At 68.2% G+C, this 16,166-nt stretch carries 16 protein-coding genes and 1 pseudogene; 2 read left to right on the forward strand and 15 right to left on the reverse strand.

What is annotated here, in order from left to right; genetic code table 11:
- The 13 genes from ABT130_RS22170 to ABT130_RS22230 form a co-directional block, all read right to left on the reverse strand.
- Window positions 1–580 (reverse strand): hypothetical protein (locus tag ABT130_RS22170; protein ID WP_350957930.1); only part of this gene is annotated, 580 nt, incomplete at its 3' end.
- Between the two features lie 340 nt (window positions 581–920).
- Entirely contained in the window at window positions 921–1,499 is a 579-nt protein-coding gene (locus ABT130_RS22175) for a TetR/AcrR family transcriptional regulator (protein WP_350957933.1), read from the reverse strand.
- 110 nt (window positions 1,500–1,609) lie between these two features.
- Window positions 1,610–2,563, reverse strand: a complete 954-nt coding sequence (locus tag ABT130_RS22180; protein ID WP_350957936.1) for an MBL fold metallo-hydrolase — start codon at window positions 2,561–2,563, stop codon at window positions 1,610–1,612.
- A 14-nt stretch (window positions 2,564–2,577) separates the two neighbouring features.
- On the reverse strand, window positions 2,578–3,513 hold the full coding sequence (locus ABT130_RS22185) for a fumarylacetoacetate hydrolase family protein (protein WP_350957939.1): 936 nt from the start codon (window positions 3,511–3,513) through the stop codon (window positions 2,578–2,580).
- 19 nt (window positions 3,514–3,532) lie between these two features.
- The gene (locus ABT130_RS22190; protein WP_350957942.1) at window positions 3,533–4,960 is read right to left on the reverse strand and encodes an amidohydrolase family protein; all 1,428 of its coding nucleotides are present in this window, start codon (window positions 4,958–4,960) and stop codon (window positions 3,533–3,535) included.
- Window positions 4,957–5,622: a 3-oxoacid CoA-transferase subunit B gene (locus tag ABT130_RS22195; protein ID WP_350957945.1), complete on the reverse strand. Its 666-nt coding sequence runs from the start codon at window positions 5,620–5,622 to the stop codon at window positions 4,957–4,959. The genes ABT130_RS22190 and ABT130_RS22195 overlap by 4 nt, the downstream gene beginning before the upstream one ends.
- Window positions 5,609–6,325 (reverse strand): CoA transferase subunit A, encoded by a 717-nt coding sequence (locus ABT130_RS22200; protein ID WP_350957947.1) that lies wholly within the window; start codon window positions 6,323–6,325, stop codon window positions 5,609–5,611. Before ABT130_RS22200 ends, ABT130_RS22195 begins: the two co-directional genes overlap by 14 nt.
- Window positions 6,322–7,476, reverse strand: coding sequence for a CaiB/BaiF CoA transferase family protein (locus ABT130_RS22205; RefSeq protein WP_350957949.1), 1,155 nt, complete (start codon window positions 7,474–7,476; stop codon window positions 6,322–6,324). The genes ABT130_RS22200 and ABT130_RS22205 overlap by 4 nt, the downstream gene beginning before the upstream one ends.
- The gene (locus tag ABT130_RS22210; RefSeq protein WP_350957951.1) at window positions 7,473–8,246 is read right to left on the reverse strand and encodes a crotonase/enoyl-CoA hydratase family protein; all 774 of its coding nucleotides are present in this window, start codon (window positions 8,244–8,246) and stop codon (window positions 7,473–7,475) included. The genes ABT130_RS22205 and ABT130_RS22210 overlap by 4 nt, the downstream gene beginning before the upstream one ends.
- Entirely contained in the window at window positions 8,243–8,989 is a 747-nt protein-coding gene (locus tag ABT130_RS22215) for an SDR family NAD(P)-dependent oxidoreductase (RefSeq protein WP_350957954.1), read from the reverse strand. Before ABT130_RS22215 ends, ABT130_RS22210 begins: the two co-directional genes overlap by 4 nt.
- 14 nt (window positions 8,990–9,003) lie before the next feature.
- Window positions 9,004–10,671: an AMP-binding protein gene (locus tag ABT130_RS22220; RefSeq protein WP_350957957.1), complete on the reverse strand. Its 1,668-nt coding sequence runs from the start codon at window positions 10,669–10,671 to the stop codon at window positions 9,004–9,006.
- Entirely contained in the window at window positions 10,668–11,810 is a 1,143-nt protein-coding gene (locus ABT130_RS22225) for a thiolase C-terminal domain-containing protein (protein ID WP_350957959.1), read from the reverse strand. The genes ABT130_RS22220 and ABT130_RS22225 overlap by 4 nt, the downstream gene beginning before the upstream one ends.
- Window positions 11,807–12,253, reverse strand: coding sequence for a Zn-ribbon domain-containing OB-fold protein (locus ABT130_RS22230; protein ID WP_350957962.1), 447 nt, complete (start codon window positions 12,251–12,253; stop codon window positions 11,807–11,809). Before ABT130_RS22230 ends, ABT130_RS22225 begins: the two co-directional genes overlap by 4 nt.
- Window positions 12,254–12,422: 169 nt before the next feature.
- On the opposite strand from ABT130_RS22230, the pseudogene ABT130_RS22235 reads away from it, so the two are divergent.
- Window positions 12,423–12,928: pseudogene (locus ABT130_RS22235) on the forward strand (IS3 family transposase); the annotation flags it as partial.
- A 186-nt stretch (window positions 12,929–13,114) separates the two neighbouring features.
- Here the strand turns inward: ABT130_RS22235 and ABT130_RS22240 are convergent.
- Both ABT130_RS22240 and ABT130_RS22245 read right to left on the reverse strand, forming a co-directional pair.
- On the reverse strand, window positions 13,115–14,689 hold the full coding sequence (locus tag ABT130_RS22240; RefSeq protein WP_350957964.1) for an ABC transporter permease: 1,575 nt from the start codon (window positions 14,687–14,689) through the stop codon (window positions 13,115–13,117).
- Window positions 14,689–15,570 (reverse strand): ABC transporter ATP-binding protein, encoded by an 882-nt coding sequence (locus tag ABT130_RS22245; RefSeq protein WP_350957967.1) that lies wholly within the window; start codon window positions 15,568–15,570, stop codon window positions 14,689–14,691. The genes ABT130_RS22240 and ABT130_RS22245 overlap by 1 nt, the downstream gene beginning before the upstream one ends.
- 88 nt (window positions 15,571–15,658) lie before the next feature.
- Between ABT130_RS22245 and ABT130_RS22250 the strand changes: the two genes are divergently transcribed.
- A complete protein-coding gene (locus ABT130_RS22250; RefSeq protein ID WP_350957969.1) occupies window positions 15,659–16,117 on the forward strand; it encodes a GbsR/MarR family transcriptional regulator in 459 nt (152 codons plus the stop codon).
- The last annotated feature ends 49 nt before the right edge of the window (window positions 16,118–16,166 follow it).

Consider the following 16,166-nt stretch of genomic DNA (forward strand, 5'->3'; position numbering starts at 1 on the left):
TCGTCGGGCCGACGAAAGTGCTCATGTAGTCCTCGTACGAGATCAGGTCGTCGTTGAACCGCAGGTATTCGTCGAACAGCGGCTTTCCGCCGCCGCTGAACTTGTCGTCGCAGTCGAGTGCGTTGCCGCCGAAGACCTTCACGCCCACGCCCTGCACGTGCTCGATCGAGGCCTTCACCATCGAGCAGTCGACGCCGAACAGTGCGACCGCATCCACCGATGCGGCGGCTGCTGCGCGCAGTTGAGCGTTGTAGACCGCTGGATCGGCCTTGCCGTCTACGAGCTTGACGTCCCAACCCAGGGCTTCCGAGGCCGCCACGAAGCCCTCGGCGGGGAGTACGCAGCCCGCTGCCTGGGTGCTGCAGGCGAGCGCCCACACGGTCTTGTCCTCCTGCGCTGGGGGCCCGGCGGCAGGCAGCGCACGGTCGGTGCCCGCGAACGCCGCCGCTGTGGCAGCCTTCGCCTCGTCGATCACGTTGGTGCTCGTCGACCCGGCAGAGTCGCTCGAGGACCCCCCGCACCCGGCCAGAGCCAGCGCCAGGAGCGGCGCACACAGCGCCGCAATACGAGTTCTCTTCATCCCATCTCCTCGATTCTTGCGGCCGCGGGTCCTGTAACCGTGCCGTCTTGTGGCAGGTCGATCGATTCATCCGAGTAACTCGATCGAGCTCTTCGGCACATCCCTGTGCCGACTACGTCCAGCCCTATCAACGTGATGTGACCCACAGTGAGGTACTGTGAGCGGTATCGTAGGAACGATTCTGGTACCACGTCAACCCTGTCGCCACGCGCTCCGCACGCATCGGCAGCGGGTTTCGGGCACGCCTGGCCACCGTTCGTCGCAGGAGCCGATCAGACGACGGATTAAGGGCACGCGGCAGCACCAGGAGCTGCGCGGTACGGCGTCAGGGACGCAGTGTTCAGGCCAGTCCGCGACGGCAGAAGTGCCCGAACAGCTCCAGTGCGTCGCCGCGTGAGGCGCCGACCCGATCGAGGACCTCGGGGTCTCGCAAGCGCCGAATCACGGCACCGAGCATCTCCGCCCACAGGGCGGGTGTCCCTTCGGTCACCTCGCCCCTCTGCATCGCCTTGCGGACGATGCTCTCGAGCTCGCGGATAGCGATCTCCTGGTGCCGGTCGTAGACGTGCCGGGTCGGTGCGTAGTTCTCGACGTCGTGGATGAACTGGCGGCTGGCGCGCCGATTGCGTTCGACCGACGCCGACAGGTAGGCCTCGATCTGATCGTGGACCCTGGCGGCGTCTTGCGCCCGCCGCAACGCGTCCTTACCCATGCCGTTGAAGAATCGGTCGATGACGCCGACCACGACCTCCTCCTTGCTCTGGCCGAGCTGGTAGAGCGTGCGACGCGAGGTGTGCGCCAGCCCCGCCATGTCACCGATTGTGAGGTGGCGGAAGCCCTCGGCGAGGAAAACCTCCTGAAGCGCATTGAGGACGTCGGCCTGCCGGGCTGAGAGCAGGTTCGGTCTCACATCGCTCATTCAGCACCTTGATCCCACGGTGGACGCCGGGCGGCCGACACGAGCGCACGGCGGTACTTTCCTGGCGAGGAGGATACCAGCGCAGCGTCGTCGCCGCGTCGCCAGGTTGATCACTTGCCCTGGTGGCGCTGTCTCCACCGCGCCATCTCCGCGAACAGCTCGGTCGCCTGGGAGGCCGGCGTTTCAAGGCGGGCACCCCGGTAGGCGTTGTAGACGGTGACCACCACCCGCTCCGCCTGCGGCCAACGCGCGTAGGGCCCGAGATCGAGACGCTCGACGGCTTCGCGCCAGGAGCGGCCCGCTGCCAGCGAGGTGTCGACCCCGTCGCGAACCACCGCCAGGTAGTCGCGCATCGTGAGGATGCCGTCGACATCGGTCACGGCCCCGTGTCCGGGGACGACGACCTCAGGCCCCAGCTCGATCATGTGGTCGCATGCGGCGATCCAGCTCGATATGGAGTCTGCCCACATGATCGGCGTACCATCGTTGAACAGCAGGTCGCCGGTGAAGAGAACCCCGCAGTCGGGGACGAAGGCGACCGCATCGCCGTATGTGTGTGCCGGCCCCAGCCGGCGAAGCTCGACCAGACGTCCCCCGACGTCGACGGTGCGTACCTCGTCGAATGTCGTGTCGGGGCCGCGCAGGATGATCCCGTCGAAGGCGAACGCGCCGAAGCAGTGCTGAAAGAACTCCGACAGGAGCGGCTCGTGATCGCCCGCCACCAGACCGGCCAGCCGCTCGGGGGTCGTACCGTGTCGCATCTCGTGCTCGGTGTCAGCCGTCGCATGGATCGTCACCTCGGGTCCCAGCAACTGGTTGCCGAAGCAATGGTCTCCGTTCGCGTGGGTGTTCAGCGCAGCACTAATCGGGTGTTCATCGGTCACCGAAGTCATCGCCTCGAGCATCTCCCCGGTCAGCTCCAGGTCGAAGAGCGTGTCGATGAGGAAGGACTCCCCCTCCCCTCGGACCAGTCCCGCGTTGCTCCAACCCCACCCACCATCGGGCAGCAGCCACGCCCAGACGTCCTCGCCCACACGGTGCAGCCCACGTGTGTACTCGACCACATTCACCAGCTCCTTTAGAATCCGGACGGCAGACGGTGGACCGGGACACCGGGAACGACTCTCTGCTCCGTCCGCCCCAGGAGGTCGCCCCCCAGGGAGACCACGTCCCCCGGCCTCAGCCAACGATCGAATGTGTCGGGATCCCCCGTGAGGTGCTCCAGCAGACACCCGCCGGGCAGGGTGCCGGAGCCGATGACGTCACCGGGGCGCAGATCAGTCCCCCGCGAGACATAGGAGACGATCTCGGCGAACGTCCAGTCCATGCCGGCGAGCGTCCCCCGAGCGATCTCCTGTCCGTTCACCGACGCCCAGATCTCCAGGTCCAGCGCGCCGTCGCGCACCGAGCCCGCGATCTCCTCGGCGGTGACCAGCCACGGACCCAGGGTCAGACCCGAGTCCTTGCCCTTCCCCTGGCCGATTCCCATCGCCGTGTCGAGCCGCTGCAGGTCGCGCGCCGTCCAGTCGCAGAACAGGGTGTAGCCGACGATGGCCTCCTGCGCGGCACGCAGGCCGAGGTCGCGACCCGTCCTACCGATGACGGCACCGACCTCGAGCTCGAAGTCGAACCAGCGCGAGCCGGGTGCCATCGGCACCTCGTCGTAGGGCCCGAGGATGGAGGACGGGTTCCCGAAGTAGAACGCCGGCACCTGGTGCCACACCTCCTCCAGATGAGGATCCCGACCGTAGGCACGGCGGCAGCCCCGGACATGGTCGAGGAACCCAACAGCGTCGCGGACCGAAGGCGGCCGAGGTAGCGGCGAGACGAGGTGGCACTTCTCGAGCGGCAGTACGTCGGACGGCGACCGCCGCAGGCGCGCGGCGACCTCTGCCATCTGGCCGCCGTCGATCACCTCGAGCAGGCTGGGCCCCCTGTCGTGCAGGTGGACGTCGTCCCCGACGATGAGCCCGACGCGCTCCTCGCCCTCGAGTTCGCAGGTCACCCAGCGCATGCGCGTGCCCTCCCTCTGCTCATGCCTTGGTGGTGGGTGCGCCGGACCCGGCCGTGTCCGCGCCCCACCAGTCCGGCTTGGGCGGCACGAGCCCGCCGTAGGCCTGGGACTGCTCTCGGATGTAGGCGCCGGACTCCTGGAGACCACGCGTCGCCTTCTCGAGCAGGTCGGCACGCATCCGTCCGCCGCACTTGACGACCTCTCCGCCGACGACCACGGTGTCCACGTCGGCGATGGTCGCGTTCATCACGATGGTCGAGAGCGGGTCAAGCGACGGGTTGAGCCTGGGTCCGCGGCGGTCGACGAGCACGAGGTCCGCTGCCTTGCCCACCTCGATCGACCCACACTCCGACTCCAGGCCCAGGCCGATGGCACCACCGAGCGTCGCGTAGTGCATCACGTCCGCTGCCTTGAGCTGAAGCCCCTCCATCTCGTAAATGCCGACCTCCTCGAGGGCCTTCTGGTTGCTCCGCGCGCGCTCGCCGGACAGCATCAACCGCATCGCGGTGAACATGTCGGGTGAGTTGTTGGACTGGATGTCGGTACCGAGCCCGGCCGCGACACCAGCGCGGTCCGCCACCGCGGCGATCGGGTACCCCATCCCCATGCCGAGCTCGGTCTCCGGCGTAGAGGAGACCTTGCACCCGAACTCTGCGAGGAGAGCCAGGTCTGCGGTGTCGGCGGTGTTGCAGTGGGAGTGCAGCTGGTGCGACCACAACAGACCGGCCTGGGCGAGCTGCTGGATTTCCGAGGGGTAGCCCGGCCGCCAGCGAGCGTTGGTGTGGGTGTGGATGAGGCAGTCGAGGTCTCGGCCCACCTGCATCTCGCGGGCGACCTGATCGATGCCGACCAGACTCATCTCCGTCGGCGCGATGCCGAACCTGACCCGGTCTTCGAGGTCGCTGGATCGGGTGTTGCGCACCCGGTGGGCGTCGGCGATCCGCTGCTCCACACTCGTGAACGTCCTCGTCGTCGCCGGCTGGTCGTACAGGCCGTAGCACCACACGCCGCGGATGCCCGACTCGATGAACGCCTCAAGACCGGCGTCGGCATGGTCCGGCGTGACGATGCAATGGTTGTAGTCGACCGAGCACGTCGTACCCGAGTCGAGCAGTCCGACGGCGGCTCCGAGCGTGCCGTTGTAGACGTCCGCCGCACGATGGATTGCGGAGTGATTCCGGCGGATGACCCAGACGTAGTCGGCGAGGGTGAAGTCGGCCGTCAGGCCGCGCATCGTGGCCTGCCACATGTGCTGATGGGCGTCGACGAATCCTGGGATGATCCAGGCCCAGCCAGCGTCGACGACTTCGGCGCCTTCGGCCTCCAGGTCTCTGCCGAGGCGCGCGATACGTCCCTCGACGACCTCGACGTCGACGTCCTGGAAGGAGCCTGCGCGTGGGTCTCCTACCAGAACCTGGGCACCTTGGTAGATGGTGTGGTTGGTCACCGTGCGCTCCTCCTGAGCTCGTCCTGCCGATTACGACCATCGGCGAAATCGCATGCCGTGCGGTCGAGTACCTCCTCGAGCGTGACGTCCGGGGCGAGCTCGACCAGATCAAGTCCCTGGTCCGTCACATCGAACACTGCGAGGTTGGTGATGATGCGGTCCACGACACGCCGCCCGGTCAACGGGAGGTCGCACGACCTCACGACCTTCGAACGGCCGTCCTTGGCGGTGTGGTCGGTGACGACCACGACGCGCTTCGCGCCGACGACGAGATCCATCGCACCGCCCATCCCCTTCACCAGCACGCCCGGAATGGTCCAGTTGGCCAGGTCGCCGAGCTCGGAGACCTGCATCGCGCCAAGGATCGCGAGGTCGACATGGCCGCCCCGGATCATCGCGAAGGACTGGTCGGAGCCGAAGAAGCTCCCACCCGGGTTGATCGTGACCGTCTGCTTCCCGGCGTTGATCAGGTCGGCGTCCTCCTCGCCCTCGACGGGGAACTCCCCCATGCCCAGCATGCCGTTCTCGCTCTGCAGCGTGACTCGCATGCCCGCGGGCACGTGGTTGGCGACCAGCGTGGGGATCCCGATGCCGAGATTGACATAGGAGCCGTCGACCAGCTCCCGGGCCGCGACACCTGCCATCTCCTCACGCGTCCACATGCGCCACTCCCCTCGTCGTGCGCTGCTCGATCTCCTTCTTCCGGGGCGAGGCGACGACCACCTCGTCCACGTAGATGCCCGGTGTCTCCACGGCGTCAGGGTCGATGAACCCCGGGAGGAGCTGCTCGGCCTCCGCGATCGTGACCCGTCCCGCCGTGGCGACGACAGGGTTGAAGTTGCGGGCGGTCCGGCGGTAGGTCAAGTTACCCGCCCGATCCGCGCTCTGCGCCCGGACCAGTGAGAGATCGGCGACGATCGCGCGCTCGAGAAGGTAGATGCGGCCGTCAATCTCCATCGTGGGCTTACCCTCGGCGACCGAGGTATGCGCACCGGTCGGGGTGTAGAAGGCAGGGATACCGGCGCCGCCGGCCCGAAGTCGCTCCGCGAGCGTGCCCTGCGGGGTGAACTCGACCTCGAGATCCCCGTCGAGGTACTGCTGGGCGAACAACTGGTTCTCGCCGACGTACGACGCCACCACCTTGCGCACCTGCCGGCCCTCCAGCAGAACACCGAGGCCCTTGCCATCCACACCCATGTTGTTGGAGACGATCGTCAGATCCTTCACTCCTGAGTCGCGTACCGCCTCGATCAGGTCGAACGGGTTGCCGCAGAGGCCGAAACCTCCGACCGCGATCGTCATCCCGTCGAACAGGTGCCGGTAGACCACCTCCTGGACGGACCCGAGCCCTCCTGCCGCCCTCACGACCGGTCCTCGAGCCCGGACGGCAGCACGACGGCTCCGGCGTCGACGTGACGCTGCACCTCGCGCTGGTCCATGCCGAGTTCGGCAAGGAGCGCCGCGCCGTCGCTACCGACGATCGGCACCGGCCGAGGGTCGCCTGCGGGGGTCCGGTCGAATCGTGGAACCGGCCGAGGCATGTGGCCACTGCCGAGAGCCACGTAGGTTTGTCGATAGGCGTGGTGCGGGTGCAGCGGTGCCTCGTTCATCGACAGGACGGGCGTGACGCACGCCGAGCTCGTCGCGAACACATCTGCCCACTCGTCGCGGGATCGTGAGGCGAATTTCTCCTGCAACCGCTCGATCATCACCGGCCACCGGTCGCGGTCCTCCTGGTTGGAGAACGCCGGATCATCGGAGAGTTCCAGTCCGTCCAGGAGGGCGGCGTAGAACTGGGGCTCGATACAGCCGACGGCGACATGCCGACCGTCGCTGCATTGGTAGGTGCGGTAGTACGGCGCCGCCCCGTCGAGGTGGTTGACCCCGCGCTGGTCCACCCATCGACCTTCGACGAGGTAGCCGTGCAGCATCGCCATGAGTGCAGCCGATCCGTCGATCATCGCCGCGTCGACCACCTGGCCGCGACCGGTCGTGCGAGCACTGACGAGGGCGGCGAGCACGCCATAGGCGAGGAGCATGCCGCCCCCGCCGAAGTCGCCGATCAGGTTCAACGGGACGATGGGGTCGCCGCCGGCCGGGCCGATGGCATGAAGCGCTCCGGTCAGGGCGATGTAGTTGATGTCGTGCCCTGGCAGCTGCGCCCACGGTCCGTCCTGCCCCCAGCCGGTCATCCGACCGTAGACCACCCACTGATGGGCGCGATGGACGTCGCTCGGGCCGATGCCGAGGCGCTCGGCGACACCCGGACGGAAGCCTTCGATGACGATGTCGCTGGCCTCGATCATCCGCAGTGCGACCGTGCGTCCCTGCTCGGACTTCAGGTCCAGCGCGATGGACCGCCGGCTGCGGTGGAGGACCGGGTGGAGCTCTGCTCCGGGGCGATCGATCCGGATCACGTCGGCGCCCAGGTCCGCGAGCATCATGCAGGCGAAAGGCGCCGGGCCGATCCCGCCGAGCTCGACCACCCGCACACCGTTGAGAGGCCCGCTGTTCATCGGCCGCTCCAGACCGGTCGGCGCTTCTCGGCGAAGGCGAGCGCCCCTTCACGAGCGTCCGCCGACTCCATGACAGGTCGGGCGACTTCCAGCTGGCGGTCGTACGCCTCGTCGTGGCGCCATGAGGGCGAGGTCATGACGATCTCCTTGCTTGCTCGCAGTGCCAGGGGCCCGTTGGAGGCGATCCGGTCCGCCATCGCCCGCGCTGCCGCGAGTGCATCTCCGTCCGGCGCCATGGCGTTGACGAGACCGACGTCGTGCGCGCGGGAGGCGCCGACCATGTCGCCGGTCAGGATCCACTCCATGGCGATCTGGTAAGGGATCCGCGCGGGAAGCTTGAGGAGCGCTCCGCCCACGGCGACCAGGCCCCGCTTGACCTCGGGTACGCCGAACCTCGCCGACTGCCCCGCAACCACCAGATCGCACGCGAGGACGAGCTCACATCCGCCGGCGACGGCAGCACCCTCAACGGCGGCGATCACCGGGATCGCGGGCGGTCGAGCCGTGAATCCCGCGAACCCACGACCGGGGATGGAGGACCGCTCACCGCGCACAAACGCCTTGAGGTCCATGCCCGAGCAGAAGCTCCCCCCTGCCCCGGTGAGGATGGCGACCCGAAGGTCGCTGCGCTCGTTGAGGTGGTCGACGATTTCGGCAAGGGCTTGCGCCATCGCCGCGTCGACAGCGTTGCGCACCTCCGGGCGGTTGAGCGTGATCGTCGCGACGCCGTCCGCCTCCTCGAAGAGGACGGAGTCGGTGGCCCCAGTCACCGGGCAGCCATCCTGATCGCGCCGTCGAGCCGGATGACCTCGCCGTTGAGGTATCGGTTGTGCAGGAGCTCGTCGGCTAGCGACGCGTACTCCTCCGGGTCCCCGAGACGTCGGGGGAAGGTGACCGTGGCCGCGAGCCGGTCACGAACCTCGGCGCCGAATCGGGCCAGCAGCGGCGTGTCGAAGATTCCGGGTGCGATCGTGTTGACCCGGATGCCCAGGTCGGACAGGTCGCGCGCCGCACACAGGGTCATGCCGACGACGCCCGACTTCGCAGCGGCGTACGCGATCTGGCCCACCTGTCCGTCCCAGGCTGCGACCGATGCCGTCATGACGACGGAGCCGCGCTCGCCCTCGTCCGGTTGGTTGCCGGCCATGTGCGCTGCGGCGAGACGCAATGCGTTGAACGTCCCCACCAGGTTCAGCCGCAGGGCGTTCTCGAACTGGTCGAGGGGGAAGGGGATTCCGTCGCGGTCGACGATCCGACGGGGAAATCCCTTGCCGGGGCAGTGGACAAGCCCACGCAGCGGCCCGCGGTCGGCAGCGATGTCGAAGACGCCGGCGAGGTCCGTCTCGGAGCAGACGTCACCCTGCACGAAGGTGATGCCTTCTCCCCACCGTGCCCTCGCGGCGGTTTCGTCGACGGCGACGATGTCGGTCACGACGACCGTCGCGCCGCGATCCGCCAATCGTCGGGCAGTGGCGCCTCCGAGGCCACCGGCCCCGCCGGTGACCACGTACACCGGGGATTTGTTGCTCACCTAGGTTCCTCTCGATCAGTGCGGCTGCCGCCGCGGCACAGCACACGGCGGGTGAGGACGGCCGCGTCACTGGCGGGTCGTGCCTTCGCGGTCGTCGGGAGAAGGACCTCGTCCAGGATCCGAGTCCTGTTGACCTTCCCCAGGGACGTTCTGTGGACCGAGTCGACAAACCGGTACTCGCGCGGGCTCTTGAAGCGTGCGAGACGGGGGGCCAGGTGGCGGCGGAGCCGCTCGACGGCTTCCTCTCCGGCCTCTTCGCCGGGCTTGAGCTCGACGACAGCGACCACTCGCTGACCCCACTCGGTGTCCGGGACACCGACGACGACGGCGTCCGCGACCGTGGGCTCGGTGACCAGGGCAGCCTCGACCTCGGCCGGGTATATGTTGACGCCCCCGGAAAGGATTAGGTCCGCCCGCCGGTCGCCGACGTACAGGAAGTCGTCCTCGTCGAGGTACCCGACGTCGCCGGCGGTCCGGAAGCCGTCGGCGGGGCCTTCTTGGTCGCTGGCCACACTCACGGCCGCGCCACTGTAGGCGAACTCGTAGCCGCCCCGGACCCAGATGGTCCCGATCTCACCGGGCGGCAGGCTCACCCCGTGGTCGTCGCGGATCTGCAGCGAGATCCCGTCGGCGGCGCGACCAACCGAGCCTGGCTTGTCCAGCCAGACCTGCGAGGTCACCAAGGTGGCCATACCGAACTCGGTGCATCCGTAGTACTCCGTGAGGACGGGGCCCCACCAGCGGATCATCTTGTGCTTGACCTCGACGGGACAGGGCGCTCCGGCGTGCATGACGACCTCGAGCGAGGACCCGTCGAACCGGGCACGATCCGCTTCGGGGAGCTCGAGCATCCGGTGGAACATCACCGGCACCATGAAGGTGCTCGTCACCCGGTGAGCGTCGATGAGTTCGAGCATCTCCCGTGGGTCGAAACGCGGCCGGAGAACCAGCTCCTGACCCAGGTGCAGCGCACTGAGAGCGTTGAGGTTCGGGCCCGGGTGGTAGAGCGGCGCGACGGCGAGATGCACTTGGTGTTCCTCACCCATCCCGAACTGGGCCGAGCGCTGGCGGGACCGGGCGTCGGCGGCCTCATCCGGTGTGCTGGTTGGGAAGGGGCGTCTGACGCCCTTGGGGCGACCGCTGGTCCCCGAGCTGTAGAACAGCATGGATCCGGCGTGCCTCCCTGATGGCGTCGCCACCGGCTGCTCGGCGAGCAGCGCCTCGAGGGCGATCCCGGTGTCCGGCTGACCGGTGAGGAGGAGGGCGTCGCCGGCGATGCCGACCTCGGCCGCCGCCTCCCCCACGACATGTGCATGCTGCGGATCGGTGATCACCAGGCCGGAGCCGGAGTCGTCGAGGAGATAGGCGATCTCCGCAGCGGTCAGGTGCCAGTTGACCGGCACCATGCGAAGGCCGGTCTGCTCGACCGCGAGTTGGGCCACGACGAAGTCGAGGCTGTTGGGCAGCACCACGGCGATCGTTCCGCCTCGCGACACGCCCCGGGGCCCCGACAGCAGGTGCGACCACTGGTTGACCCGGCCGAGCAGGTCGCCGTACATGACCACGGCACCGTCGACGTGGATCGCAGCGCGCTGGGGATCGGCGGCGGCGATCTCGTAGAACCCGCGGGCCTCCCGCGCTCCGGCATCGGTCGAGGTGGTCACATCGGCTCCTGATTCGACAAGACCAGCGTCGCAGCCTCGGAGAAGAAGTGGCCCACTCCCTGTACGACACTGATCTCGACGTCCTCCAGCTGGACGAAGGCCTCACCGCGGAGCTGACGAACGGACTCCTGGATCGCGAACATTCCGTACATGCCGGTATGGGTGTACCGCAGGCCGCCGCCATTGGTGTTGAGGGGCATCCAACCGCCGGGGCGGGTGTTGCCATCGGCAATAAAGGCGCCCGCCTCTCCCCTGCCGACAACTCCCAGCGCTTCGAGTCCGTAGAGCGGCACATGAGCGAAGGCGTCGTAGATCATCAGGTGGTCGATGTCGGAGACGGCGATACCCGCCTCTCTGAAGGCCGCTGTCGACGAGCGCTCGAACGTCTCTGCCCTCGTCAGGTCGGGCATCTGGGACACCAGAGGACTCTGACCGGCCTCACCGGCACCCCAGAGGTAGACCGGGGGTCGCCTGCCGTCCTTCGCTCGGTCCGCGGCCGTGACCACGAGTGCACCTCCACCATCGCTGACCATGCAGCACATGAGCTTGGTGAACGGCCAGGCGATGGGCTGGGAGGCGAGGACGTCATCGACAGACACCCGGGTCGGACGTGCTGCGCGCGGGTTACCGTCAGCCCATTCGCTCTGAATCGCCGGCACCGCGGCCAACTGCTCGACGGTCGTGCCGGTCTCATGCGCGTACCGCATATACGGCAGAGTGAACATGGTTGGCGGGCCGTAGACGCCGTAGGGGAGCTCAAACTGTCCCATCATGCCGTCGGCCGGGATCGGCCGCGGGTGGCGGCCGACCGTCGACCGGCGGGACTCACCATGGAGGACGAGCACCACATTCGCATGGCCCGCAGCGATGGCGTCCGCAGCGTGACGAACGTGGACGAGGAACGACGTGCCCCCGACGGTCGTGCCGTCAAACCAGGTGGGCTCGACTCCGAGGGCATGTGCCACCTCCACCGGGTTGTGGACAGCGCTGGTGACGCCGTCGACGTCCGCCAGACTCAGTCCCGCGTCAGCGAGCGCGAGAAGCGCCGCCTCCACATGCAGGTCCAGTTCAGAGCGGTCGTCCAGCCGCCCCAGGTCGGTCTCGGCGGCCCCGGTGATCGCGGCGAGCGACCTCCTCAATGGACACCCCCGGCCGGAGCGAAGACGGGCAAGACGCGACCAGCGCGCTGCTCGAACCGGACTTCCAGCTCCATGTCCACCCGCAGGTTCTCTGGCCGCGGTTCGACGCCAACGATGTTGGTCATCATCGACGGACCTTCGACGAGCCGGACGATCGCCAAAACATACGGAACGGCGTCCTCGAACCCCGGAGCAGGCAGATGAACGATGACGAAGCTGCTCAGCGTGGCTCGCCCGCTCGCAGTTACCCACGTCAACTCCCGAGCGCCGCACCCGACGCACGAAACCCGCGGGTAGAACACGGCGGTCGCGCAAGAGTCACACCGCTGGATGTCAAGCCTGCCGTCGCGCGCGGCGGACCAGAACGGTTCCGTCGTCGGTGTGGGTTGTGCTCTGGCAGCTCCGACCGACACTGCCATCGACGAGTCGTGGATGGGTATCACGAGCGGTACTATATGCCTTGATTCGGTACCGGGCAAGCGCGCCGATCGCGGCGGCCCGCCTTCTCCCTCACCTACGGCGACCGCGCCAGCCGGGTAGGGGCTAACGAGGCGGCGAATCCGAGCTGATGAAGGTCTTTGCCGGACGTCTCATACCCGCCAGGCAGAAGCCCGAGACGCCCCCAACGAGCTGTGGGTCACGACATCACCGAGCACCCCACCCGCGAAGGCAAGGTCTACTGCCGCGTCGTCTTGGACGTCTACTCCCGCCGGGTGGCGGGCTGGTCCATCGATGCCGGCCAGACCGCCACCCTGGTCACCAACGCACTCGGCATGTCCATCCATAACCGCAGGCCGGCGGCAGGCACGCTGATTCACTCCGATCACGGGGTGCAGTTCACCTCCTGGGCCTTCACCCGCCGTGCCCACGATTCCGGTCTGGTTCCATCGATGGGGTCGATCGGCGACTGCTTCGACAATGCAGTCATCGAGTCGTTCTGGGGACGGATGCAGACCGAGTTACTCAACCGCAAGCGGTGGAAGACCCGTATCGAACTGGCGAATGCGATCTTCGAGTACTTGGAGATCTTCCACAACCGGCAGCGACGACACAGTGCCCTGGGGATGCTCACCCCCATCGAGTACGAGATGCTTTACCCGAACGCCCAGCTGGCATGAGAGTCAACCAAGCCGACTCCACCGAACTCGGGGTACATCAGAGTCTCCACGAAACCCGGCGCGGTTCACTTGCGGGGGTCCGCCGAACCGGCGACGCTGCGCTGCCTGGTCGACGACGGTGTCTCAGTCACCGAGGCCACCCGCACCCCCCGAAAACCATTCGAGGCCCGAGGTTAAAGAACACGCTTAGCCGACGTCGCGGCGGCGGAAGCCGTACAAGCCGACGATGGCCAGCGCCGCGGCGATCGCGGTCATAGCCACCAGCGGGGTCGCCGAGACCTCGCCGCCCGGCAGTGTGGGCAGGTGGCTGAAGGGTGACAGGTCCAGCAGCACCTGGGGCAGCTCCAGTAGCGCGCCCACCTGGCCGAAGAGCAGGAACAGCGCCAGGACCGCCCATGCCGCGGCGGCCAGGCGGGGCAGCAGGCCGAACAGGGCGAGGGCCAGTCCGGAGAAGGTCCATACCGCGGGGAGCTGAGCGAGAGCCGCGCCCAGCGTGGCAGGCAGGTGGGCGGCTATGTCTCCTGAGGCTGCGCCGTACGACAGACCGACGGCCAGGCCGGTCACGGCGAGGACCACCGCCGGGCCGAGCATGGCGAACAGCGTGTGGCCGGCCGCCCAGCCGACGCGGCTGACCGCGGTGGCCAGCAGCGGCTCGGCGCGGGCGAGGCTCTCCTCGGTGCGCAGCCGCAGCGCGGCCTGGATGGCGTAGCCGGACACGGCGATGCCGAAGATGCCGATCAGCACGGCGATGAACAGGTCGGCCGGGTCGGTTCCGCCGCCGAGCCTGTTGAGCATCTCCGTGATCTGGGCGTTTTGCCGCAATGCGGAGGAGGCGGCGTCGGCGGCGCTGCCGATCACCGCGCCGAAGACGGCGAAGCCCGCGCACCAGGCCAGCAGCAGCCCGCGGTGCAGGCGCCAGGCCAGCGCGAGCGGGCCGGCCAGGCTGGGCGCGGCCTGCGCTGGACCCGGCCTGGGCGGTAGCAGGCCGGCCGCGACGTCGCGCCGGGCAGCCAGCGCGTAGGCGGCGTAGCAGGTCACGGCGATGAAGGCGGCGAACAGAGCCAGCGGCCACCATTCCTCGTCGGCGAAGGGGCGCAGTTTTTGCCCCCAGGCGATGGGCGACAGCCACGACAGCCAGGAGGCGTCGGTGGTGTCACCGGCCATCCGCAGCAGAAACGCCAGCCCGAGAGCGGAGAGGCCGATCACCCGAGCCCCGGAGGCGCTCTCGGTGAGCTGGGCGGCCACCGCGCCGATCGCGGCGAAGGCGATGCCGACCAGGGCGTAGTCGAGCCCGGCCGCCAGTGCGCCGGCTACCGGATACGTCCCGGCGAGGGAGCCTGCCACGATCAGGCCGGCGATCACGTTGGCCGACGCGACGACGATGAGGGCGGCGGACAGCGGGGCGTGGCGGCCGAGCACGGTGGAGCCAAGCAGCTCGCGGCGTCCGCTCTCCTCTTCTGCCCGGGTGTGCCGGATTACCGTGAGCAGGCTGGCCAGGCCGAGGATCACCGGAACGAATCCGGCGCGCCACACGCCCAGCGCCGCCACGTGCCAGTCCAGCAGCGGGCCGTACAGGGCGAAGAAGGCCGGAGTGGCACGCATGGAGGCGGCGAAGGCCTGCAGCTCGGCGTCGGTGGAATAGAGCCCGCCGATGGCGGAGATCTGGGTGACGGGCATGATCGCCAGCAGGAGCACCCAGATCGGCAGGATCACGCGGTCGCGGCGCAGAATCAGCCGGACCAGCGCTCGCGTGCCCGTCATCAGCTGTCCACCCGGGCGTAGTGGCGCATGAACAGCTCTTCCAGCGTCGGCGGCTGGCTGGTCAGCGTGCGCACGCCCACGCTGGTCAGCTGGCGCAACGCCGCGTCGAGCTCGTCGGTCGTCACCTGGAAGGTCACCCGGTTGCCGTCGATACGAAGGTCGTGCACGCCGTGCAGGCCGTTGGGCGACCCGGCCAGCTCCGCGGTGATGGTGGTCCTGGTCAGGTGGCGCAGCTCGGCGAGGGTGCCGGTCTCGACTATGCGGCCGTCGCGGATGATACTCACCCGGTCGCACAACTTCTCGACCTCGGCCAGGATGTGGCTGGACAGCAGGATCGTACGGCCCTGCGCGCGTAGTTCGCCGACGCACTGGGTGAAGACCGCTTCCATGAGCGGGTCGAGCCCGGAGGTCGGCTCATCCAGCAGGAACAGCTCGACGTCGGAGGCCAGCGCGGCCACCAGGGCGACCTTCTGCCTGTTGCCCTTGGAGTAGGCGCGGCCTTTCTTGCGCGGGTCCAGCTCGAAGCGCTCGATCAGCTCGGCCCTGCGCCGGGGGTCCAGGCCGCCGCGCAGCCGTCCCAGCAGGTCGATGACCTCGCCGCCGGACAGCCCCGGCCAGAGGGTGACGTCGCCGGGCACATAGGCCAGGCGGCGGTGCAGCTCGACGGCGTCCTTCCACGGGTCGCCACCGAGCATGGAAGAGCTGCCCGCGTCGGCGCGCAGCAGCCCGAGAAGGACGCGGATGGTGGTGGACTTGCCTGCGCCGTTCGGGCCCAGGTAGCCATGCACCTCACCGGCCCTGACCTCAAGGTCGAGGCCGTCCAGTGCGGTCGTCCGGCCGAACCGTTTGGTCACGCCGGACATGGAGATGACGTTGCTCACGCTTTAGAATGTACATAGCCTTCACAAGTTTGTGAAAGATATGAAGACACTAAACTACGGATCCTTGACGCGGGGTGAGAGGAGCAGGATGAGGGACGAGGAAGCGGTGCGTCAGTTCGTCGAGCGGCTCAGCCGGATGCTGGCCGACTGGGGCTTCCCGCCGATGGCGGGCCGGGTCCTGGTGACGTTGTCGGTCGCGGAAGAGGACACGCTGAGCGCCCCCGACCTGGCCGAACGCCTCGACGTCAGCCCGGCCGCCATCTCTGGCGCGGTCCGCTACCTCGTCCAGCTGGGAATGGTCGCCCGAGACCCGGTGCCCGGATCCCGGCGCGACGTCTACCGGCTGGTCCACGACAGTTGGTGGGAGGTCGCGCTGACCAAGGTCGGCCTCTACAAGACCCTCGCCGACATGGTCGACGAGGGCATCGAGGCGCTCGGCGGACCGCAGACCCACGCCGGGCAGACCATGACCGAGCTCCGCGATTTCTACCTGTTCATGCACCGGGAGATCCCTATGCTGCATGAAAAGTGGCGCGAGACGCACTAGTCGGTGGTTTGTTAGGGCGGGGCGTAGAGGTTGAGGGGTCGTCCTGTGG

Origin of the sequence: Streptosporangium sp. NPDC001681, from assembly GCF_040298085.1 — a bacterium.
Classification (GTDB): domain Bacteria; phylum Actinomycetota; class Actinomycetes; order Streptosporangiales; family Streptosporangiaceae; genus Streptosporangium.